This is a genomic window from Terrabacter sp. C0L_2 (genome assembly GCF_036352015.1).
In the GTDB taxonomy this organism is placed as follows: Bacteria; Actinomycetota; Actinomycetes; order Actinomycetales; family Dermatophilaceae; genus Terrabacter; species Terrabacter tumescens.
Genome location: NZ_CP143557.1, coordinates 2467935 through 2489603, shown reverse-complemented (window position 1 = coordinate 2489603; position 21669 = coordinate 2467935). Strand labels below are relative to the sequence as shown.

The window sequence follows — 21669 nt, the reverse complement described above, 5'->3', positions numbered from 1 at the left end:
CCGACGCGCCCCGTGCGGGTCGTCAGGCGGTGAAGAAGGAGCGCACCGCGGTGATGACGCGGTCCTGGTCGGCGTCGGTCAGCTCGGTCGCGCAGGGCAGCGAGAGGCCGCGGGCGAAGAGCCCGTCGCCGACGGCGCCCCCGAGGACCGGCGCGGTCAGGAACGGCGGCTGGGCGTGCAGCGGACGCCACAGCGCGCGGGCGCCGACCCCGAGACCGTTCAGGTGCTCGAGGAACTCGTCGCGGCCGCGGCCGTCCTCCTCGGGCACGAGGACCGAGTAGAGCCAGTACGTCGCGTCGAGCCCGGCGATGCGCGGCGGCAGCACGAGCGGCAGCTCGGCGAAGGCCTCGTCGTAGCGGGCGGCGATGCGGTGCTTGGCGGCGACGAAGTCGTCGAGCCGCTCGAGCTGGGCCAGGCCGAGGCCGGCGGCGATGTTGGTGAGGCGGTAGTTGTAGCCGACCTCGTCGTGGAGGTAGCCGACGTCGGGCACCTTGGCCTGCGTCGTCAGGTGACGGGCGCGGGCGGCGAGGTCGTCGTCGTCGGTGACGATCATGCCGCCACCGCCCGTCGTGGCGATCTTGTTGCCGTTGAAGGAGAAGCAGCCGATCCGTCCGACCGTGCCGGTGTGCCTGCCGGCGTAGCGGCCGGTCGACCACGAGGCGCCCAGGGACTCCGCGGCGTCCTCGAGCACGGGTATGCCGTGTCGGTCGCAGGCGTCCATGAGCGGTTCGATGTCGGCGGGCTGCCCGAGCACGTGGACGATCTCGACGGCCTTGGGCTGGGCCTCGCCGGCGGCGGCGCGGCGGTCGAGCTCGGCCGCGAGGAGGGCGGGGTCGATGTTCCACGTCGTGGTCTCGGCGTCGACGAGGACGGGCCGGGCGCCGCAGTAGGCGATCGGGTTCACCGAGCCGACGAAGGTGAAGTCGGAGCAGACCACGTCGTCGTCACGGCCCACCCCGAGCAGCAGCAGCCCGATGTGGATCGCGGCGGTGCCGGACGCGCACGCGATGGCGTGCCTGGAGCCGACCCGCTCGGCGAAGCGCTGCTCGAACTCCGAGACGAACGGTCCGACCGACGAGACGAACCCGGACTCGACGGCCTCGAGGACGTAGCGGCGCTCGAGGTCACCGATGTTGGGCACCGCGAGCGGGATCGTGCCCTCGGCCCCGCGGGCGCCCGGGGCGTGCGCCTCCCCCGCCGTCGTCACCGGTGGTACCGCCCGGCCGTCTCGGGGTCGACGCGCGGCCGCAGCCACTCGGCGGTGGCCGCGAGACCGTCCTCGAGCGACACGGTCGGCGCCCAGCCGAGGACCTCGTTGGCGCGCGAGGGGTCCGAGAGCAGGATCTGCACCTCGGAGCCCTCGGGGCGGATGCGGTCGCTCTCGGTGACGATCTCGGCGTCGCTGCCGGTGACCTTGCGGCACAGCTGCACGACGTCGCCGACCGAGACGGTGCGCCCCGTGCCGAGCTGGATCGTGGCGCCGGGCTCGACGTCGGCCAGGGCGGCCCGGACGAACCCGTCGGCCGTGTCGGTGACGAACGTGAAGTCACGCTTGGGCGACAGGTCACCCAGGCGCAGCTCGGAGGCTCCGGCGAGCAGCTGGGAGAGCACCGTCGGGATGACGGCGCGCGTCGACTGGCGCGGCCCGAAGGTGTTGAACGGGCGAAGGGTCGTCACCGGCGTCTCGAAGGACAACGCATACGACTCGCACATCTTGTCGGCCGAGATCTTCGTCGCGGAGTACGGCGACTGTCCGCGCAGCGGGTGCGCCTCGGTGATCGGCACCTCCTCCGGCGTGCCGTAGACCTCGGACGTGGAGGTGTTGACCATGCGCGGGGTCCCCTGGCGCCGGACGGCCTCGAGGACGTTGAGCGTGCCGATGACGTTGGTCTCGACGTACGAGCGAGGAGCCACGTAGGAGAACGGGATCGCGATGAGCGCCGCGAGGTGGAGCACGACGTCGACACCCTCGGTCGAGGCCATCACGTGCTCCGGGTCGCGGATGTCGCCGAGGACGACCTCGGCCTGCCCCTCGCGCACCGCGGCCTTGAAGGCGTCGGACTCGTCGAGCCACCCGGTGGAGCCGTTGGAGTTGTAGAGGCAGAAGGCCCGCACGTGGGCCCCGTCGGCGAGCAGCCGCTCGACGACGTGCGAGCCGATGAACCCGTCCGAACCCGTCACGAGGACCGTCTTGCCGGCGATGGACCCGGCCATCGGCGCCGGTGTGAGTTCGGGCGTGAGTGCTGGCGTGAGTTCTGTTGTCACAGTTGCCTTTTCGTCGTGGTTCGTCATTCTTCGTGAAGCTGCGCGCGTGGGTGCGGGGTCAGGCCTCGCCCTTGGCCCGGGCGAGGTCCTTCGGGGTGCCGACGTCGATCCACTCGCTCTGGATCGGCCACGCCGTCACCGGCTCGTCGCGCTCGAGGCAGGTCTCGACGAGACCCGGCATCGTGCTCGCCCGACCCGACGGGAGCCACGCGAGCGCGCGCGGCTCGACGGCATACACCGCCGCGTTGATGTCGAAGCTCAGCGTCGGCTTCTCCGACACCCCGGTGACCCGGCCGTCGGTGCTCTCGACGACCCCGAAGGGCACCTCGTGCTGGTAGGTGCGCGTCGCGACCGTCACGGCCGCGCCGGTGCGACGGTGCGCCTCGAGCAGGTCGCTCGCGTCGAACTCGACCATGAGGTCGCCGTTCATGACGAGGACCGGGTGCTGCAGGTCCGGGCGCTGCTCACGCAGCAGGGTCAGCGACCCCGCCGTGCCGAGCGGCCGCTCGGGGTCCTCGCGCAGGTAGCGCACCCGGCACCCGAGGCGCGAGCCGTCACCGAGGTGCTCCTCGATCTGCTCCGCGAGGTAGTTGACGCTGACGTAGATCTCACGGATCCCGTCGCCGACGAGGCCGAGCACGATCCACTCGAGGATCGAGCGGCCCGCCACCGTCATGAGCGGCTTCGGGGTGTCCTTCGTCAGCTCGCCCAGGCGGGTGCCGCGACCGCCCGCCATGACGACCGCGACGTTGGGCAGCGGCGCGGAGCCGATGACGTCCGAGAGCGTGTGCAGCCCGACGAGGGTGCCGTCCTCCTCGACCTCGGGCACCGCGGAGATCCGCAGCGCCTGCATGAGGTCGAGCACGAGCGCCCGCGGCGAGCCGGCGGCCACGGAGTGCGGGCTGCGGGTCGCGTGATCCAGCGCCAGGTCGTCCAGGCTCGTGCCCTTGAGGAAGGCCCGGCGCAGGTCACCGTCGGTGAGCAGTCCGGCCAGCCGGTTGTCGCCATCGACGAGCAGGCACACGAGGTTGCCGCTGCGGTCGACGACCTCGAGCGCGTCACGGATCGTCGCCGTCGTCGGCGCGCAGGCCGCGCGCAGGTCTCGAGCCGTCACTCCTCTTCCTCCTCGTTCGGGGTCCGGCGCCGGTGGGGCACCGTGGGCGGCGCCGACTCCGTCGACTTCGCGGACACGATGTCGACGAAGTGCTTGGCCCGCGGGCCGAGCGCCGCTGTGCGAACGATAGCGAGGATGCGGGCGCTGGCCGTACCCGTGCCGTAGGGGTTGGTGACCTGGGCCGAGTGCTCGCGCCAGCGCGGGCCGAGCGCCGTGCGCAGCGCGGCCTCGACGTCGACCCGGCCCTCCGCGGCGTGCACGACGTTGTCGCCTCGCAGCCGGCCGCGCTGGCGCTCGCCGATGTCGACGGCCGGCACGTGCACCGTGGCGGCCTCGATGACGCCCGAGCTCGAGTTGCCGACGACGACGTCGGCCGCGGCGAGCACGCGGGGGTAGTCGCGCCCGAGGGCGGCCACGAGCCGCAGTCGGGGCTCCCTCGCGGCGAGCCGGGTCAACGCGTCGAGGATCTCGTCGCGTCCCTCGTCCATGCCCGGGTGGGTGGCCACGACGGTGCCGCACGTGGCGAGGGCGGCCTCGGCCGCCTCGCGAGCCCACTCCCCCACGGGAGCCCCGCTCTGGGCGGTCGGCGGGTGGTAGGTGAACAGCGCCAGCGGTCGCTCGACCGAGGTGCCGAGCAGGTCGCCCAGCTCGGCGTCCGGGATCGGTGCCACGCCGGCGAGCCGGTCGAGCCCCGGAGCGCCGGTCACGTGCACGCGGTCCGCGGGTTCGCCGAGCTGGCGCACCCGGGCGGCGGCGTCCTCGGACGCGACGCAGTGCTGGTCGCCGAGCTTCGTCACGGCGTGGCGCACCCGCTCGTCGAGAGCACCCTCGGTCACCTCTCCCCCGTGCAGGTGCACGACGGGCACGCCGAGCAGCACGGCGGGCGGCACGACGTAGAGCAGCTCCCAGCGGTCGCCGAGCACGACGAGCACGTCCACCTCGTGCCGGCGGAGGGCCTCCCCGGCGGCACGTGCGAGCACGGCTCCCTGCTCGAGCTGCGCCTCGACCGTGACCTCGGACATCGGGTCGGCGAGCGGCACGACGGCCGTGCGCCAGTCGTCCTCGGAGGCGCTCGTGGGCAGGGCCGCGACGAGGTCGCCGGCGGCATACATGACCCCGGTCAGCACGCGGAGGGTCACGTCGTCGGCGGCCTGCAGCTGCTCGAGGACCGGTGAGAGCGGGCCGAGGTCGGCACGGGTGCCGACGAAGACGGCGACCGTGAGGGGCCCGGTGGAGGGTGCGGTGGGGGCGAGGGGTTCGGTCATCGGGCGGCTCAGGGCGCGAGGTCCGCGTCGGTCACGGGCGCGCCCGCCTCGACGGCACGGGCGAGGACGCGTCCGCGGATGTCGACGGCCGGGCTGATGCCGCCTTCGGGCCGCAGCAGCTGCAGGTCGGCGCCGGTGAGCTCGGTCCCGGCCGTCATGGCGTGCGCGGCGTGCCACGACCGTCGCACGAGCACGGCGTTCTCCTCCTCCGACGGCATGCGCACCTTGATGCCGTCGCCGAGCGCCACGGCGAGCTGCTTCGTCGCCGCGACGTACTCGGTCAGCGCGTCGGGCTCGAGGCTCGCCAAGTGGTCGGGCCCGGGCAGGGTGCGGTCGCTCGTGAAGTGCTTCTCGAGGATGGGCGCGCCGAGCGCGACCGCGCCGAGCGCGGTCGTGAGCCCCGGTGTGTGGTCCGACCAACCGACGGGGATGCCGTGCAGCTCGGTCAGTCGCGGGATGACCCGCAGGTTGCACTCCTCCACGGGCGCCGGATAGGCCGAGACGCAGTGGAAGAGCACGAGCCCCGGGGCGTCGGCGCACGCCTCGACGGCCGCCTCGACCTCGTGCTCGGTGCCCATGCCGGTGGACACGAGCAGCACGACGCCGAGCTGCGACATCTCCCGCAGGTAGGGCAGGTTGGTCAGCTCGCCCGAGCTCACCTTGAGCGCCGGCAGGCCGAGGTCGACGAGCATCTCGGCGCTGTCGAGATCGAAGGGCGTCGACAGGAAGGTCGTGCCGGCCTCGGTGGCGTGGTCGCGCAGCTCGACCCAGGCCTCCTTGGGCAGGGTCAGCGCCTCGAGGAGGCTGCGCTGGTCCGAGCTGCCCCCGCGGTCGCGCTGGTAGGGCGTCGTGGCCGCGGCCGACGACACGAGCTTCTCGGGCGAGAAGGTCTGGAACTTCACGGCGTCGGCACCCGAGGCTGCGGCGATGTCGACGAGGCGGTGGGCCAGCTCGATGTCGCCGTTGTGGTTCACGCCGGCCTCGGCGATGACGTAGACGTCACCGGGGGTGGGCACCTCGCGGGCGCCGATGGCGACGGGGGTGACGGCGTTCAGGTGGTCGCTCATGCGGGTCCTCCAAGGGGTGCTGCAGGGGCGCCGACGACGGTCTCGCCGTCGGCGACGTGGCGGGTCACGACGGCGCCGGCGCCGACGGTGGCCCCAGCGCCCACGCTGACGCGGGGCAGGACGCGGGCACCGCTGCCGACGAGTGAGCCGTCCCCGACGGACGCACCGCCGAGGAGCACGGCCCCGGGGGCGACGTGGACGCCGACGCCGACGCGGCAGTCGTGCTCGACGACGGCCGCGGTGTTGACGACGACGGCGTCGCCCAGCCGGCTCGCAGGCCCGACGTGGGCGTGCTCGAGCACGACGGAGCCGGGTCCGACGATGCTGTGGGGTGAGACCGTGGCGGTCGCGGCGACGACCGGCGGGACGGCGGCGCCTCGGGCCACGAGCTCGCGGACGAGGCGGGTGCGGGCCGGGTTCGAGCCGATGGCGACGACGGCGTGCAGGCCCTGCGCGGCGATCATCTCGAACGCCGCCCGGTCGTCGGGGACGACGTCGACGTGCCACGCCTCGCCCTCGGGGACCTCACCCGCGACAGCGACGACGCGGTGTCCGGCGCGCTCGAGCACGTCGACGACCGAGCGTGCGTGGCCGCCCGCTCCGAGGACGACCCAGCCGGGCTCGCTGCCCGTCACTCAGACCGTCCCGAGGGGCGCGGTCGCGGACGCGGCGGTCGCAGCGGCCGCAGCGCCTGCGGCGGGCCCGTGGCCGAGCGACACGGCCGCCTCGGCGAGCGCGCCGCCCACCTTGCGGATGTTGTCGGGCTCGAGCACGGCCGGCACGCGCGGCGGGTCGAGCACGAGGCCCTCCCACGAGTTGCGCACGTAGTCGTGGACGAACCACTCGTCGATGGAGGCCTGGTCGGCGGGCAGCGACTCCCAGCCGCGGTCGGCGACGAACTGCGTCAGGTCGTCGGGCGAGTCGAGCTTCCTGACGTTGCCGAGCCCGCTCCACGGCATCTCGGCGCCGGTGACGACGGGCAGGCCGAGCAGGCCCGCCTCGAGGCCGACCGTGCCGGTGGCGGTGACGGTGAAGACGGCCTGCTTCATCAGCTCGCGCGAGTCGGCGAAGGGGTCGATGGTCGCGATGTTGGGGTGGGCGTCGAACTGCGGCCAGTAGTCGGGGTCGCGGCGCCACATGAAGTGCGCGTGCTCCTTGACGGCGACGCCGATGCCGAGCGGCGCGAGCGCTTCGGCCAGCACGCGGGCCGTGTAGGCCTGGTCGCGCCACTCCTGGCCCATGACGTCGGCGCTCGACTCGGGCTGGACCTGCAGCGGCAGGAAGACGAACTTCTCGGGCACCGGGTCCCAGCGGCGGCCGCTGTACTCGCGCAGGTTGAGGCGCGCCTTGACGGGGTTGAGCCACGGCAGCCGGGCGTAGTCCGACGGCCTCGGCAGCTGCAGGTTGGCGCCGCGGTCGACGGCGAACTCCTTGATGCGGTCGCTCGCGAGGCGCCAGATCTCCTGACCCGTCTCGACCTTGAGGTTGCGCGCGAAGCCCATCGGGCGGCCGTGCTCGGCGCGCCAGGTGTCGATGAACGCCCGGCCCGCCGCCTCTGCGGACGGGTCCTCGACCTGCCGCTCCCACAGGGTGATGCCCTTGGGTGCGCCGATGAGGCCGAAGCGGTCGGACGGGAGGCGTATGCCGCGTGGCCAGGTCGCGAGGCCGCCGTGGTGGGTGACGAGCCCGGCCGTGAGCAGCTCGGACGTGACCGTGAACTCGACGAGGGCGAGCACGGGTCCGCGCCCCTCGATGGCGGCCTCGAGCTCCTCGGCGGCGAGGTTGAGGAAGTTCATCGCGGTGTCGACGCGGTTGCGGCGCAGGGCGCGCTCGGACACGAGCAGGTCGAGCGGGTCGAGACCGACGCCCGCGCACGCCCGCTTGAGAGCCGCGTGCGGCGCGAGGCCGCTGACGACGTTGGCCTTGCGCGCTGCGGCATACGGCAGCCGGACGGTCGTGGCCCGCGGCGCGTGCTTGCGCGCCCATGCGAGGTTGGCGTCGGTCCGCACGACGAGCACGAGGTCCTTGGTCTCGAAGCCGGCGTGCACGAGGGCGGGGACGAGCAGGTCGTCGTAGCCCAGTCCCATGTGGACGAGCGGTGTCACCACGAAAGCATGTCTCCTGCGTGTCGGTGCGTGCCGGATCGGGAGGCGAGCCGGGCGAGCGCCCCATCCTAGCCGCGCAGCGTGCTCACGATCCGCGGTGCGAGCGCCGCCGCGGCCACGGCGACGAGCAGCGCGAGGGCGACCCGCGCCCAGGCCGCCGGTCCGTCGAGCGGCAGCACCGCGCCGACGAGCGCGAGCGCGACACCGCCCACGGCCACGGCAGCGGCGCGCGGGGGCCAGCGCAGCGGCGAGTGGGTGCGGGCGAACCACGTGGTCAGCGCCATGAGCACGACGTAGCCGACGGCCTTGGCGATCGCGACCCCGACGACCCCACCGGTCGCCCCGGCGCCCGGCGCGAGCCACAGCGCGACGAGGACGACGACGGCGAGCGCGGCAAGAGCCGCCCAGGCCAGCCGGCCGGTGCGCTCCGCGTCGAGCACGGCGAGCGACGAGCCCTGGTAGAGCATGTACGACACCGACACCGTGCAGATGACCCCGAGCGCGGCGACCATCGAGACGTGGTCGAAGCCCGGGTCGGCCATGACGGCGACGAGCCACGGCCCGAGCAGCGCCACGCCCGCGGCGCCGGCCGCGACGACCGTCGTCAGGGCGGTCCCGGTGCGGGCCGTCCACGCCCAGCGGCTCCCGATGGGGTGGGACAGCACGAGCGGGCCCCACGCGTTGAAGAGCGCGACGGACAGGACGAACGGCATGTTCCCCAGCTGGAGCGCCACCTGGTAGCGGCCGGCGCCGGACTCTCCGACGAGCAGCCGCGCGAGCAGCACGTCCCCGGAGAGCAGCCCGAGCATCGCGGCCGCCTGCGGCAGCAGCGGGGCGGCGAGACGGATGCCCGCGCGCACGCGTTCGCGCTCGACGGTCGGTGGCAGCGGACGGCCGACCACGAGCGCGACGACCGCGGTGAGCACGACGACGACGGCGTATGCCGTGAGGTACCTCCCAGACGTCGGCTCGCCCCGCGCCGCGAGCAGTCCCGCGAGCTGGGCGCCGACCGTCGCGAGGACGGCGAGGGCGAGGAAGCCCCACGGCTTCAGGCGGGCCCGCATCAGGGTCTGGCCGGCGACGACCGTCGTCAGCGCCACCGCCGCGACGACGAGCGGCACCCACTGCCCGAGGTCGGCGTGGCCGGCTGCGGAGAGCGCGAGCGCCAGGGCCAGCCCGACGACGCCGAGGCCGACGGCGAGGAGCACCATCGTCCCGGCGAGGGCGCGCGCGACGCGGGGGCCGTCCTCGCCCCGGTGGTGCTCGCGGAGCACGACTTGGGGCAGACCGGCAGCTGCGATGGTGCCGACCATCTGCACGATGACGAGACCCGTTGCCACGCGGCCGAACTCGATCTCGCCGAGCACGCGGGTGGCGAAGGGCAGCACGAGCAGGACGCCGAGGCCCTGTAGAGCGGTGCCGACGAGGTAGACGACGGAGTGCGCTCCGAGCGAGGCGCCGGAACGGTCTGCGGTCGGTTCGGTGCCTTCGGGCGCGCTCGTCACAGACCCGAAGGTACCGGTGCGCGGGCCACCCCCTCGTCCTCTAGCCTGCAGGGGTGTCCAGCCTGCCGACCTCCACACCCCGTGTCGTCGTCCGCGGCTCCGGCTCGATCGGGCAGCGCCACGCGCGCGTCTTCCGCCAGGAGGGCGCGGACGTCTCGCTGTGGCCCGTGCGCGACCGGAACCCCGCGCCCGACGCCGTGGACGAGGCGACCGGCGCGCACCTGCTCGGTGACGCGGCAGGCCCCGAGTCCCTCCGTGACGCCTTCGTCGTCGTCGCCACCGACACGGCCCGCCACGTGGCCGACGCGATCGAGGCGCTCGACGCCGGCGCCGAGAAGGTGCTCGTCGAGAAGCCCGTGGCCCCGACCGCCGACGACGCCCGCGCGCTGCTCGAGCACCCGCGGCACACGTCGGTGTGGGTCGCGGCGCCGCTGCGTGCCCACGAGGCGTTCCGGCACCTGCGCCGTCTCGTCGGCCGCCTCGACCGCGGCGGATCGGCCCACGTCTGGTCGCAGTCGTGGCTGCCCGACTGGCGGCCCGACCGCGACTACCGCGAGTCCTACTCGGCCCGCGCCGACGAGGGCGGGGTGCTGCGCGACCTCGTCCACGAGATCGACTACGCCACGGTGCTGTTCGGCGAGCCGGCGCTCCTCGGCGCCAGCCTGGCGACGGGCGGTCCGCTCGAGATGGCCGCCGAGCAGGCCGCCACCCTGCTGTGGACGGCGGGCTCGTTCGACGTGACGACCCGCCTCGACTACATCACCCGCCCCGCGACCCGAGGCGTCGTCGTGCACTCCCCCGACGGCATCCTCGAGTGGGACGTCGCGCGCGCCACCGTGCGCCACACCACACCCGACGGCGACGTGACCGAGCAAGTCTTCGAGCACGACCTCGACCGCGACATCGTCATGGGCACCCAGGCGCGCGCCGCGATGACGTTGCGCCCGACGGGCCCGGCGGACGAGCGCGTCGCCCGCGGCGCGCCGGCCACGCTCGCCGAGGGCATCGCCGCCGTGCGGCTCTGCGACGAGGCCCGCGTCGCGGCCGACGCACGGAGCAGCACCACCATCCGCACCGACACCGAGGACGGCACGTGACCGACCAGCACCCACCCCGCGTCCTCGCGGTCATCCCCGCACGCGGCGGCTCGAAAGGCCTGCCGGGCAAGAACATCCGGCCGATGTGGGGTCTCCCGCTCATCGCCCACAGCGTGCGGGCCGCGGCGCTGACGCCAGAGGTGACCCGCTGTGTCGTCACGACCGACTCGGCCGAGATCGCGGACGTCGTCCGCACGCACGGCGGCGAGGCTCCCTTCCTGCGACCGGCCGAGCTCGCCGCCGACGACACCCCGATGGCGCCGGTCGTGCGTCACGCCCTCGAGTGGGTCGAGCGCGAGGAGGACGTGGCCTACGACGCTGTGCTGCTCCTCGACCCGACGAGCCCCGCGCGGGTGCCGGCGCAGCTCGCGCAGGCCGTGCGCCGCCTCACGACGAACCCGGACCTCGACGGCGTCATCAGCGTCAGCGAGCCGACCTTCAACCCGGTCTGGGTCGGGGTGCGCCCCGACGCAGGTCGGGGTGGCGCACTCTCCCGCTTCTTCGACTCCGGCACCGGGGTGACCCGGCGCCAGGACGTCGACCGCTTCCTGCGGATCAACGGCAACTTCTACCTGTGGCGCTCCGACTTCGTGCGGCGCCTGCAGGCCTCGTGGTTCGACGAGGGCACCCACGAGGGCCTCGAGATCCCGGAAGCCCAGGCGTTCTCGATCGACGACGAGTACGAGTTCCGGCTCATCGAGGCGCTCATCGGCGCGGGACTCATCACCCTGCCGTGGCTCGACGTCCCCGGCACCGCCACCGCGACGGAGGACCGCTCATGACGACCGCCCCCACGACCTCGCTCAGCGGGCGCACCGCCGTCGTGACCGGAGGCGCCGGCCCCCTCGGCCGCGTGCTCGCCGACGCCCTGGCGACCGAGGGTGCGCGCGTCGTCGTCGTCGACCTGGACGACGCCGCCTGCGCTGACGCCGCCGACTCGCTCAGCGGGTCCGGCCATGTCCCGGTCGGCGCGAACCTCCTTGAGCCCGAAGGCCTCTCACGGGTCGTCGAGTCCGTCCACGACCTCGGCGCGTGTGACGTCCTGGTCAACAACGCAGCCTTCACCGGCACGTCCGGCGTGCCCGGGTATGCCGTGCCGTTCGACGAGCAGACCGACGACGCCTTCGCGATGGCGCTGGCCCTCAACCTCACGGCGCCCTTCTCGCTGACGCGCCGGCTCGCGCCGCTCCTGCGCGCGTCGGGCCACGGCAGCGTCGTCAACGTCTCGAGCATCTACGGCCTCGTCGGGCCGAACATGGGTCTCTACGCGGGCACCCGGATGGGCAACCCCGCGGCCTATGCCGCGAGCAAGGGCGGCATCGCCCAGCTGACCCGCTACCTCTCGACCGTGCTGGCGCCCGACGTCCGGGTCAACGCGTTCGCCCCCGGCGGCATCGCCCGTGGCCAGGACGACGCGTTCGTCGAGCGCTACGAGCGGCTGACGCCGCTGGGCCGGATGGGCACCGAGGACGACTTCCGGGGCGTCGTCACGTGGCTCGCCTCGGACGCGTCGGCCTACGTCACCGGCCAGGTCGTCGCCGTCGACGGCGGCTGGACCGCCTGGTAGACGACCCGCGGCTCGAGGTGATGCCGGCACCCGGGTGGGTACCGGCATCACCTCGAACGCGCGTGGACTCCGCTGACTCGGCTGAGGTCAGCCCTTGAGCTCGGGGGCGACCGTCTGCTCGAAGAGCTCGATGCCCGAGCGGTCGTAGGCGGCCTCGGCGAAGTAGGTGATGGCATACGTCATCCCGCGCGCCTGCATGTCCGTGAACATCGAGACGATCTTGTCGGGCGTGCCGACCGCCGGCTGCTTGCGCAGGTCCTCGACGGAGGCGGCGGCCTTGTCGTCGGCGACGCCGCCCTTGCGCAGCAGCTCGCCGTAGAACTGGAGGCGGTCCTCGACGTCGGCGTCGGTCTCGCCGATGACGACGTTGTAGTTGGCCGACCGGACGATCTCGCCGAAGTCGCGGCCGCGGTCGTCGCAGTGGCCCTTGAGGATCTCGCTCTTGTGGTCGAAGCCCTCGGGGCTGCCGTCGAAGTTCGTGTAGTCGGCGTACTCCGCCGCGATCTTCAGCGTCACCTTCTCGCCGCCACCGGCGATCCACATCGGGATGCCGTTGAGCGCGCTGCCCGGGTGGCTCGTGCCCTGCAGCGGCCGCGGCGCGCAGAGGGCGCCGTCGACCTGGTAGTACTTCCCGTCGAGCGTGGCCTCGCCCGTGGTCCACATGTCGCGGAAGACCTGCACACCTTCGCGGAGCGCGCCGAGGCGGTCACCGGCCTTGGGGAAGCCGTAGCCGTAGGCGCGCCACTCGTGCTCGTACCAGCCGGCGCCGATGCCCATCTCGGTGCGGCCACCGGAGATGACGTCGACGGTCGCGGCGACCTTCGCGAGGTAGGCAGGGTTGCGGTAGGCCATGCACGTGCACATCTGGCCGAGCCGCACCCGGCTCGTGGCGGCGCCGAAGCCGGCCATGAGCGACCACGCCTCGTGCGTCGCCTCGCCCGAGGGCTGCGGCACCGTGTGGAAGTGGTCGTAGACCCAGATGGACTCGAAGACGTCGCCGTCGTCGGCGTGCTTGGCGAGGTTGACCATGACTTCCCACTGGCGGGCAGGCTCGATGCCGACGAGATCCATCCGCCAGCCCTGGGGAACGAACATTCCGAATCGCATCCAGCCATCCAACCACGCTCGCCCGAGCCCGGTCCCGGGCCGATCCGGCGCCGCGGGCGACGATGCCACGGGCCCCGTGTGAGGATGGCGGCATGAGTGCGCACCACAACGACCCGAACGTCATCCGGGACCTGCTGCACACCCCGGCCACGTGGGCCGTCGTCGGGCTCGGCGACAACCCCGACCGCACGGCGTACCGCGTCTCCCTGTGGCTCCAGCGCGAGCTCGGCATCCGGCTCGTGCCCGTGCACCCGAGCGCGGCGAAGGTCCACGGAGCGACGGGCTACAAGACGCTGACCGACATCCCCGACGGCACCGTCGTCAAGGTCGTCGACTGCTTCGTCAACAGCGAGCGGGTCGGCGCGGTCGTCGACGAGGCGATCGCCGAGCGCGAGCGGCTCGGCATCGAGGCCCTGTGGCTCCAGCTCGGCGTCATCGACGAGGAGGCCGCGGCCCGCGCCGAGGCCGCCGGGCTCGCGGTCGTCATGGACACGTGCCCCAAGATCGAGTACCCCCGGATCCAGCCCGGCGACGGCTCGTCCGCCGTCACCGACTGACGTCCACCCGGTGGCGGTCCGGCTCTTCACGCGGCGCTGGGGCGAGCCCGGCGCGCTCCCGCCCGTCCTCCTCGTCCACGCGACGGGCGAGACGTCGGCGGACTGGGCGCAGGTGGGCGCCGGCCTGGCGCGCGACCGGCTCGTCGTCGCCGTCGACCTGCGCGGCCACGGCGCGAGTCCCCGGCCGGGCAGCTACGCCCTGCCGGAGCTGGCGGACGACGTCCTGCCCGTCGCCGCGAGCCTTGCGACCGAGCACGGGAGGCCGGCCGACGTCGTCGCGCACTCCCTCGGTGGTCTCGTGGCGTGCCTGCTCGCGAGCCGCCGGCCCGACCTCGTGCGCCGGCTCGTGCTCGAGGACGTGCCCGTGCCGCACCCTCGGGAGCCTCGGCCACCGACGCGACCGGACGGCGAGCTCGCCTACGACTGGGACGCCGTGCTGCAGGTGCGGGCGCAGATCGACGATCCCGACCCCCGCTGGCCCAGCATCGTCGCCGCCGTCACCGCTCCCACGCTCGTGGTGTGGGGTGGCCCGAGCAGCCCGATGCCGGCCGAGCACGTCAGGCAGATGGCCGAGACCGTGGCCGACGGTCGCCTGCTGCGCATCGACGCGGGCCACCTGGTCCACGCCGCCCAGCCCGCCGTGTTCACGGCCGCCGTGCGCGGCTTCCTCGCCGAGCCCGACTGACCAGAGGGCGACCGACCCGAGGGCGTATGCCGTCGGTCCCGTCCACACTCCCCTGCGGCGGGGCGGTGGCTCAGTCGGACAGACCGCGGGCGACCTGCTCGCGCAGGGCCGCTCCCTTGGCGTGGGCCTGGTCGCGCAGGTCGGCCTGGAAGGTGACCATCTGCTCGCGGACGTCGGCCGCCAGCTCGTCGCCGCCGGTGCCGACGATGCGGGCGGCCAGCAGACCGGCGTTGCGGGCGCCGCCGATCGACACCGTCGCGACGGGCACCCCGGCGGGCATCTGGACGATGGAGAGCAGTGAGTCCATGCCGTCGAGGTACTTCAGCGGCACGGGCACGCCGACGACGGGCAGCGGCGTCACCGAGGCGAGCATGCCGGGCAGGTGCGCGGCCCCGCCGGCGCCGGCGATGACGACCCGCAGGCCACGGGCGGCGGCGCCCTGGCCGTAGGCGATCATCTCGTCGGGCATCCGGTGCGCCGAGACGACGTCGGCCTCGTAGGGGATGCCGAACTCCTCGAGCGCCCGGGCGGCCTCGCGCATGACGGGCCAGTCGCTGTCGCTGCCCATGACGATGCCGACGACCGGCGGGGTGGGGCTGGTGGCGCTCTCGGTCATTCGGTGATCACTCCTCGGAGGTAGTCGGCGGCGTGGCCCGCCCGCTCGCGCACGTCGTCGAGGTCGGTCCCGCTGACGTTGACGTGGCCGATCTTGCGGCCGGGGCGCACGCCCTTGCCGTAGACGTGGACCTTGGCGCCGGGGTCGCGCGCCATGATGTGCCGGTAGGCCGGGTAGAGGTGCTCGTAGTCGCCGCCGAGGACGTTGGCCATGACGGTCCACGGGGCGCGGGGCCGGGGGTCGCCGAGCGGGAGGTCGAGGACGGCGCGCAGGTGCTGCTCGAACTGGCCGGTGACGGCGCCGTCCATCGACCAGTGGCCGCTGTTGTGCGGGCGCATCGCGAGCTCGTTGACCACGTAGGACGAGGCGTCACCCGTCGCGCCGCGCACCTCGAACATCTCGACGGCGAGCACGCCGGTCACGCCGAGCTCGCCGGCGATCCGGAGGGCGGCCTCGGTGGCGACCGAGGCGAGGTCCGCGTCGAGGGCCGGAGCGGGCGCGAGCACCTCGGTGCAGATGCCGTCGGTCTGGACCGTCTCGACGACGGGCCACGCCGCGGCCTGGCCGGACGGGCTGCGGGCGATGAGGACCGCGAGCTCGCGGACGAAGTCGACCTTCTCCTCGAGGAGCAGGCCGTGCTCGAGCGGGCCGGGCTCACCGATGCGCGAGATCCACTCGGTGAGGTCGTCGGCGCTCGACGCGACGGAGACGCCCTTGCCGTCGTAGCCGCCCCGGGGGGTCTTGGCGATGATCGGCCAGCCGACCTCGTCGCCGAAGGCCGTGACCTCCGCCGCGGTCGTGGCGCGCGACCAGCGCGGGCAGGCGATGCCGAGGCCCGAGAGCCGCTCGCGCATCGCGAGCTTGTCCTGGGCGAAGTGCAGCGCGGCCCGCGTCGGGTGCAGGGCCACGCCGTCGGCCTCGAGCGCCTCGAGCAGGTGCGGCGGCACGTGCTCGTGGTCGAAGGTCACGACGTCGCAGTGCGCGGCGAAGGCCCGCAGGGCCTCGAGGTCGGTGTGCTCCCCCACCGGGGAGCTCGGCACGACGAGCGCCGCTGCTGCGGTGTCGCTCTCGGCGAGGACCGACAGCTGGACGCCCAGCTCGACGGCCGGGCCCTGCATCATGCGGGCGAGTTGACCGCCGCCCACGACACCGACGACGGGAAATCCTCCGGGGGCGCGCTTCGGCTGGCTCACGCCGCCCAAGCGTAGTCGGCGTCAGGCGTGGGGGTCGTGGCGGCCCGGGACGGCGCCTCCGCTGCTGCCTGCTCCGGCCGCCGCGGCCGTCGCGGCGGCCTGCTCGGCCTCGTCGGTGAGGACGGCCTCGACGTGGCTGGGATCGGCGAGGTCGGGGTGGTGGGTGCGCACGGCCGCGAACGTCCACAGCTTGTTGAGCACGAACGACACCGGGGTCACGACGGCGATGACGATGAGCTGCGCCCAGTAGAGCCGGGTCCGGAAGCCGGTGGAGTCGTCGAGGAGCGTCGGCGAGAGGTGGATCGGCGAGTCGAGGTGCATGAGCAGGGTCAGCAGCACGAGGCCGACGACCTGGCCGAGCAGGCCGACGGCGAGGAACGGCCAGTACTCGTGCCACCACCGGGCGTGCTTGCTCGTGCGGAAGGTCCACGTGCGGTTGAGCTGGAAGTTCCAGAGGTTGGCCACGAGGAAGGCGATCGTCGAGTACACGTGGTACCAGCGGACGTTGAAGTCGGTCCCCGGCACCGGGAGGATCGCCTGGTCGAAGCCGGGCCCGAGCTTCTTCACCACGACGAGGGTCAGCAGGTTGACGAGCACGCCTGAGGCGCCCACCACCGCGAACCGGAGCAGCAGCAGCCAGTTGTGCCGGTGGCGCACGAACAGGAACTCATGCAGGCGCCTCACGCGCGAACCCTACCCCGCGTCGCCGTGCCTTTCCGGTCAGTCAGTCTCGGCCTCGGAGAGGAACAGCGCGAAGCGGGCGGGCTGGGCCTGGACGAGGTCGAGGCGGCCGCCGTTGGACTCGGCGAGGTCGCGCGCGAGGGCCAGCCCGAGGCCGGTGCTGCCACCGGCTCCGCTGCTCACCGAGCGCTCGAAGATGTGCGGCGCCATCGCGGCCGGCACGCCGTCGCCCTGGTCGCTGACCTCGACGATGACCGACGGCCCCGACCGGCGGGCGTGGACGTCGACGGTCCCCCGCCCGTGCACGAGGGAGTTCTCGAGCAGGGTCGAGAGCACCTGCGAGAGGGCGACCGGCGTCGACCGGACGAAGAGGCCGCGCTCCCCGCGCACCCGCACCGAGCGGCGGGCCTGCTCGAAGGCGGGCTGCCACTCGCGCTGGAGGGCGGCGATGACCGAGTCGAGCGACACCGCCGGCGAGGGCCCGCCGGAGCCCCGAGTGCGACCGAGCAGGTCGTCGACGACCCGGGTCAGCCGCTCGACCTGGGCGATCGCGATGGTCGCCTCCTCCTTGACCACCTCGGCGTCGTCGGTCTCGGAGATCTCCTCGAGGCGCATGAGCAGGGCGGTCAGGGGCGTGCGCAGCTGGTGGGAGGCGTCGGCGGCGAAGTCGCGCTCGGCGGCCAGCGACTTCGTCATGTCGTGGGCCCGGCGGTTCATCACCCCCGACACGTGGTCAATCTCGTCGATGTCCGAGTGCACCGGCGTCAGGCGCGCCTCGCCCGCGGCGAAGCGGTCGGCGAGCTGCACGAGCTCCTGAGACGACCGCTCGACGTGGGTGCGGGTCCCCAGCGTGACGAGGTAGGCGGCGGCGCCGCTGATCGCGCCGATGGCGAGCATGACGGCACCGAAGCGACCGATGCCGACGGAGGGGTCCGACGCGATCCACGTCCTGACGGAGTCCGGCCGCTGCGTCACGGCGAAGCCGACGACGACCGTCGAGAGCAGGACGAACAACCCGGCGCAGACGACTGCCGCGACGAGGGCCATCCGGTCGAGCACCCGGCGCACGGTCAGTCGGCCTGGGGTCGCTCGAAGCGGAAGCCGACACCACGGACGGTGGCGATGTACTGCGGGGAGGTCGCGTCGTCCCCGAGCTTCCGGCGCAGCACCGAGATGTGCATGTCGAGGGTCTTGGTCGACCCGAACCACGCGGTGTCCCAGATCTCGCGCATCAGCTGCTCGCGGGAGACGACCTTGCCCTGCTCGCGCACGAGGACGCGCAGCAGGTCGAACTCCTTGGCGGTCAGCTGCAGCTCCTCGCCCTTGAACCAGGCACGCCGTCCGTCGGAGTCGATGCGGACGAGCTCGCCGGACGCGACCACCTCGGTGGGGGTGCGGCGCAGCAGGGCCCGGACGCGGGCGAGCAGCTCGGCGAGACGGAAGGGCTTGGTGACGTAGTCGTCGGCGCCGGCGTCGAGCCCCACGACGGTGTCGACCTCGTCGGCGCGGGCCGTGAGGATGAGCACCGGGATGGCGCGGCCCTCGGCGCGGATGCGGCGGCACACCTCGAGCCCGTCGATCTTCGGCAGCCCCAGGTCGAGGAGCACGAGGTCGGGGTTCTCCTTGGCACCGTCGAGGGCGGCGAGGCCGTCCTCGCGCACGTCGACGTCGTAGCCCTCCCGCCGCAGCGCACGGGCCAGCGGTTCGGAGATGGCTGGGTCGTCCTCCGCCAGGAGCACTCGGGTCATGTCACCGTCCTCAAGATCTGCCGGTCCGGGGGCGCACCGACCGTGGTGAGCCTATCGACATCGGCCCGAATTGCACCCTGACGCCCCGGTGGTCCGGGTTGCCGCTCCTCAGCGACCGGGCCAGACGGGACGACGCTTCTCGGCGAAGGCGGCGACGCCCTCGCGCCGGTCGCCGGAGAAGGCCGTGGCGCGCCAGCAGCCGTCCTCGATCTCGAGGCCCGCGTCGAGGCCGACGTCGGCGCCCAGACGCATCGCGCGCTTGGCGTTGCGCAGCCCGACGGGCGAGTTGGCCGCGATGGTCCGGGCCAGCTCCAGGGCCGCGTCACGGGCCGAGCCGGCGGGCACCACCTCGTCGACGGCACCGAGCTCGAGGGCCTCCCCGGCCGAGAGGCGCGCGGCGCTGAAGATCGCGCGGGCCGCGCGTGACCAGCCGACCCGGCGCACGAGCAGCTGCGTGCCGCCCCCGCCCGGGATGACGCCGACGCTCACCTCGGGCAGCCCGACCACCGCGCCCTCCCCCGCGACGACGACGTCGCACGACAGGGCCAGCTCGAAGCCGCCCCCGAGGGCGAAGCCGTCGACCGCCGCGATGGCCGGCACGGGCAGGTCGAGCACGCCGCCGTAGGCCGCCCGCGCGACGGGACGTTGCGCCATGAGGTCGGCGTCGGAGAAGGCGTTGCGCTCCTTGAGGTCGGCACCGACGCAGAAGGCCTTGGCGTGGCTCGACGTCAGCACGACGCAGCGCACGGTCTCGTCGGCGGCCACCTGCGCCGTCGCCGCGGCGATGGCGCGCGCCATCTCCGTCGACACGGCGTTCATGGCCTGGGGGCGGTCGAGGACGATCTCGGCCACGTGCGCGAGGCCCGGGTCCTCGAAGCGCTCGACGCGTACGAGGGGGGCGGTGGCGTCGGCTCCGGTGGGCGCAGTCGGCGTTGACGGCATACGTCGGTCTCCTTCAGGGCTCACGCGTCGGTGCGCGGGCCGGTTCGGTCTGGCGGTTCGATGCGTGCGGCGGGTTCCGCGTCTGCCGGGGTGGGAGCCCCCGAGACCGAGCGGCGGCCGGCCGACGTGGCGCGGCGCAGCAGCGAGGGCGTGACGGGTCCGACCCCGCGCAGGATGCGGCGGCGCTGTCCCGTCAGCTCGAAGCCGGAGAGGCTGGCGAGCTCGCGTGCCATCGTCGCGTCGACGAGCACGCTGCCGGCCTGGGCGACCGCGGTCAGCCGCGAGGCCCGGTTGACGGTCGTGCCGAAGACGTCGCCGAGCCGGGAGATGATCGGGCCGCGGGCCATGCCGCACCGCACGTCGGGCAGCACGTCGTCGTTCGTCATCGTCTCGACGAGGTCGAGCGCGATGGCCGCGGCCGGAGCGGCGCCCATCGTCGTGAAGAGCACCTCGTCACCGACGGTCTTGATGAGGCGACCGCCGTGGGCGGTGATGACGTCGGCCGAGAGCGCCTCGAACCGGGAGACGAGCCGCGCGAGGTCGCGCTCGGACATCCGGCGCACGAGCGCCGTGAAGTTGACGAGGTCCGCGAAGCCGACCGAGCGCATCTTCGTCATGCCGTACGCCTCGGGGTCGGCGTCGGCGAGCATGCGGGCCACCGTGGCCGACAGGTGCCGGCGCCAGGCGTAGACGAGGAGCGGCTCGAGGCGGTCGGTGAGGACCGCGAGCCGCTTGGCCGTCTCGGTGGCCGTCTCGAGGCTCGGCACCGAGCGCGACTCGTGCTGGTCGTCGCCCTCGTCGGCGAGCGCCGCGGTCATGTGGGTCTCGACCGCCTCGGCGATGAGCTGCGACTGCCAGCCGGCCAGGCGGTCGGCCGAGCGGGCGAAGGCGCGCGTCATGGCGAGCGCCGTGGACTCGTCGAGCAGGCCGTCCCGCACGATGCCGGCGACCGCGGCGAGCGCCTTCTGGTCGGCCTCGGTGAACAGCTCGTCGTCGGTGTCGACCACGGGGAAGCCCAGCGCGTGCCAGAACTTGCGCGCCGACAGCAGGGACACCTCGGCCCCGCGGCTCACGTCCCGGCGGCGCAGGTCGAGGGGGCGCCCGAGCAGCTGCTCGGTGAAGTCCTCGTTCGCTCGCCCGACCGGCTCGAGCGGCTGGACCGCCTCGGCCGGTTCGGCCGGTTCGAGCGGGCCGGCGCCCGTCCCCGACTCCGTCATGGGGCGATCATGCCAGTCCGCCGGCCGCCGGTCGGACGTGGACGACGTCGCCCGCCGCGAAGGTCCGCAGCCCGTCGGCGGTGCGCACCACGAGTCCCCCGTCGTCGTCGACCGCGACGGCGCTGCCCTCGGCCGCGCCCCCGGCTGGCAGGTGCACCCGGACCTGCAGCCCGAGCGTGGAGCACGCCTGGCGGTATGCCGTCCGCGCCGCCTCACGCGCGGCCGTCCCCGACGCACGGCCCTCCTGCATGCCCGCACCCGACCCCACCCCAGCGCCCGCACCCGCCAGCACGTCCGTGAGGTGGTCGAGGTAGGCGAGCAGCAGGTCCTCGCGGCGCACCGCGCTGCCGGCGAGGGCGAGCGAGGTGGCCGTGTCGACGGGCAGCTCGTCCCGGGTCTGGTCGACGTTGATGCCGGTCCCGACGACGACCGCCTGGCGGCCCCCGGACGTGACGAGCTCGCAGAGGATGCCGCTCAGCTTGCGGTCGCCGTCGTCGGCGAGCAGCACGTCGTTGGGCCACTTGAGCCGGGCCGTCAGGGGGTGGCCCTCGGCGGACGTCACGTCGCGCACGGCACGTGAGAGCGCGAGCCCGGCGAGCAGCGGCATCCAGCCGGCCTGGGCGGCGTCCGCGACGGGCACCGCGACGCTGACGGCGAGGGACGCCCGGTCGGGGACGGTCCAGGCACGACCCAGCCGTCCGCGCCCGCCGGTCTGGTGGTCGGTGAGGACGACCCACCAGAGGCCACGGTCGTCATCCCCGGGCGACACGGCATACGCCCCGCTCGTCGGGGACGACCCGGTGAGCAGCTCCCGCAGGCGGGTGTTGGTCGACCCGAGGGCGGGGTGGAACTCGACCCCGCGCCACGGCCGTCCGGACGTGACCAAGGCCGCACTCACAGTCTCGATGTCGAGCGAATCGCGCACGTCCACAAGGCTA

22 protein-coding genes are annotated in these 21669 nt (G+C 73.8%); 5 read left to right on the top strand and 17 right to left on the bottom strand.

Annotated elements, in window-relative coordinates:
• Positions 1-22: 22 nt before the first annotated feature.
• The 8 genes from U5C87_RS11455 to U5C87_RS11420 form a co-directional block, all read right to left on the bottom strand.
• Positions 23-1207 carry a DegT/DnrJ/EryC1/StrS family aminotransferase gene (locus U5C87_RS11455; RefSeq protein ID WP_330472722.1) on the bottom strand — a complete coding sequence of 395 codons (1185 nt, stop codon included), beginning with the start codon at positions 1205-1207 and terminating at the stop codon, positions 23-25.
• Entirely contained in the window at positions 1204-2214 is a 1011-nt protein-coding gene (locus tag U5C87_RS11450; protein ID WP_330472721.1) for an SDR family NAD(P)-dependent oxidoreductase, read from the bottom strand. The genes U5C87_RS11455 and U5C87_RS11450 overlap by 4 nt, the downstream gene beginning before the upstream one ends.
• A gap of 109 nt (positions 2215-2323) precedes the next feature.
• A complete protein-coding gene (locus tag U5C87_RS11445; protein WP_330472720.1) occupies positions 2324-3379 on the bottom strand; it encodes a nucleotidyltransferase family protein in 1056 nt (351 codons plus the stop codon).
• Complete coding sequence (gene neuC / locus U5C87_RS11440) at positions 3376-4644, bottom strand: UDP-N-acetylglucosamine 2-epimerase (protein WP_330472719.1); 1269 nt, start codon at positions 4642-4644, stop codon at positions 3376-3378. The genes U5C87_RS11445 and neuC overlap by 4 nt, the downstream gene beginning before the upstream one ends.
• Positions 4645-4652: 8 nt before the next feature.
• Positions 4653-5711 (bottom strand): N-acetylneuraminate synthase family protein, encoded by a 1059-nt coding sequence (locus U5C87_RS11435; protein WP_052359007.1) that lies wholly within the window; start codon positions 5709-5711, stop codon positions 4653-4655.
• Positions 5708-6346: a NeuD/PglB/VioB family sugar acetyltransferase gene (locus U5C87_RS11430; protein WP_330472718.1), complete on the bottom strand. Its 639-nt coding sequence runs from the start codon at positions 6344-6346 to the stop codon at positions 5708-5710. The genes U5C87_RS11435 and U5C87_RS11430 overlap by 4 nt, the downstream gene beginning before the upstream one ends.
• Positions 6347-7816 (bottom strand): hypothetical protein, encoded by a 1470-nt coding sequence (locus U5C87_RS11425; protein ID WP_330472717.1) that lies wholly within the window; start codon positions 7814-7816, stop codon positions 6347-6349.
• A 68-nt stretch (positions 7817-7884) separates the two neighbouring features.
• The gene (locus U5C87_RS11420) at positions 7885-9321 is read right to left on the bottom strand and encodes an oligosaccharide flippase family protein (protein ID WP_330472716.1); all 1437 of its coding nucleotides are present in this window, start codon (positions 9319-9321) and stop codon (positions 7885-7887) included.
• A 53-nt stretch (positions 9322-9374) separates the two neighbouring features.
• Between U5C87_RS11420 and U5C87_RS11415 the strand changes: the two genes are divergently transcribed.
• From U5C87_RS11415 to U5C87_RS11405, 3 genes are read left to right on the top strand one after another with little or no spacing between them, the layout of a single operon-like run.
• Positions 9375-10418 (top strand): Gfo/Idh/MocA family protein, encoded by a 1044-nt coding sequence (locus U5C87_RS11415; protein WP_330472715.1) that lies wholly within the window; start codon positions 9375-9377, stop codon positions 10416-10418.
• Positions 10415-11200 (top strand): acylneuraminate cytidylyltransferase family protein, encoded by a 786-nt coding sequence (locus tag U5C87_RS11410; RefSeq protein ID WP_330472714.1) that lies wholly within the window; start codon positions 10415-10417, stop codon positions 11198-11200. The genes U5C87_RS11415 and U5C87_RS11410 overlap by 4 nt, the downstream gene beginning before the upstream one ends.
• On the top strand, positions 11197-11985 hold the full coding sequence (locus U5C87_RS11405; protein ID WP_330472713.1) for an SDR family oxidoreductase: 789 nt from the start codon (positions 11197-11199) through the stop codon (positions 11983-11985). The genes U5C87_RS11410 and U5C87_RS11405 overlap by 4 nt, the downstream gene beginning before the upstream one ends.
• An 87-nt stretch (positions 11986-12072) precedes the next feature.
• Here the strand turns inward: U5C87_RS11405 and U5C87_RS11400 are convergent, their stop codons facing one another.
• Entirely contained in the window at positions 12073-13092 is a 1020-nt protein-coding gene (locus U5C87_RS11400) for an LLM class F420-dependent oxidoreductase (protein ID WP_030203121.1), read from the bottom strand.
• Between the two features lie 92 nt (positions 13093-13184).
• Between U5C87_RS11400 and U5C87_RS11395 the strand changes: the two genes are divergently transcribed.
• A complete protein-coding gene (locus U5C87_RS11395) occupies positions 13185-13649 on the top strand; it encodes a CoA-binding protein (RefSeq protein ID WP_330472712.1) in 465 nt (154 codons plus the stop codon).
• Between the two features lie 10 nt (positions 13650-13659).
• Complete coding sequence (locus tag U5C87_RS11390) at positions 13660-14334, top strand: alpha/beta fold hydrolase (protein WP_330472711.1); 675 nt, start codon at positions 13660-13662, stop codon at positions 14332-14334.
• A gap of 70 nt (positions 14335-14404) precedes the next feature.
• Here the strand turns inward: U5C87_RS11390 and purE are convergent, their stop codons facing one another.
• The 8 genes from purE to U5C87_RS11350 all read right to left on the bottom strand — a co-directional run bounded on the left by purE (position 14405) and on the right by U5C87_RS11350 (position 21656).
• A complete protein-coding gene (gene purE / locus U5C87_RS11385; protein WP_330472710.1) occupies positions 14405-14950 on the bottom strand; it encodes a 5-(carboxyamino)imidazole ribonucleotide mutase in 546 nt (181 codons plus the stop codon).
• A complete protein-coding gene (locus tag U5C87_RS11380; protein ID WP_330472709.1) occupies positions 14947-16143 on the bottom strand; it encodes a 5-(carboxyamino)imidazole ribonucleotide synthase in 1197 nt (398 codons plus the stop codon). The genes purE and U5C87_RS11380 overlap by 4 nt, the downstream gene beginning before the upstream one ends.
• A 21-nt stretch (positions 16144-16164) precedes the next feature.
• Positions 16165-16827: a GtrA family protein gene (locus tag U5C87_RS11375; RefSeq protein WP_330472708.1), complete on the bottom strand. Its 663-nt coding sequence runs from the start codon at positions 16825-16827 to the stop codon at positions 16165-16167.
• Between the two features lie 36 nt (positions 16828-16863).
• Positions 16864-17883, bottom strand: a complete 1020-nt coding sequence (locus tag U5C87_RS11370; protein ID WP_308423768.1) for a sensor histidine kinase — start codon at positions 17881-17883, stop codon at positions 16864-16866.
• 11 nt (positions 17884-17894) lie between these two features.
• Entirely contained in the window at positions 17895-18572 is a 678-nt protein-coding gene (locus U5C87_RS11365; RefSeq protein WP_030203133.1) for a response regulator transcription factor, read from the bottom strand.
• A gap of 108 nt (positions 18573-18680) precedes the next feature.
• Positions 18681-19514, bottom strand: coding sequence for an enoyl-CoA hydratase/isomerase family protein (locus U5C87_RS11360; protein ID WP_330472707.1), 834 nt, complete (start codon positions 19512-19514; stop codon positions 18681-18683).
• A gap of 20 nt (positions 19515-19534) precedes the next feature.
• Complete coding sequence (locus U5C87_RS11355) at positions 19535-20731, bottom strand: adenylate/guanylate cyclase domain-containing protein (RefSeq protein ID WP_330472706.1); 1197 nt, start codon at positions 20729-20731, stop codon at positions 19535-19537.
• A gap of 7 nt (positions 20732-20738) precedes the next feature.
• Complete coding sequence (locus U5C87_RS11350) at positions 20739-21656, bottom strand: biotin--[acetyl-CoA-carboxylase] ligase (protein WP_330472705.1); 918 nt, start codon at positions 21654-21656, stop codon at positions 20739-20741.
• Positions 21657-21669 lie beyond the last annotated feature (13 nt).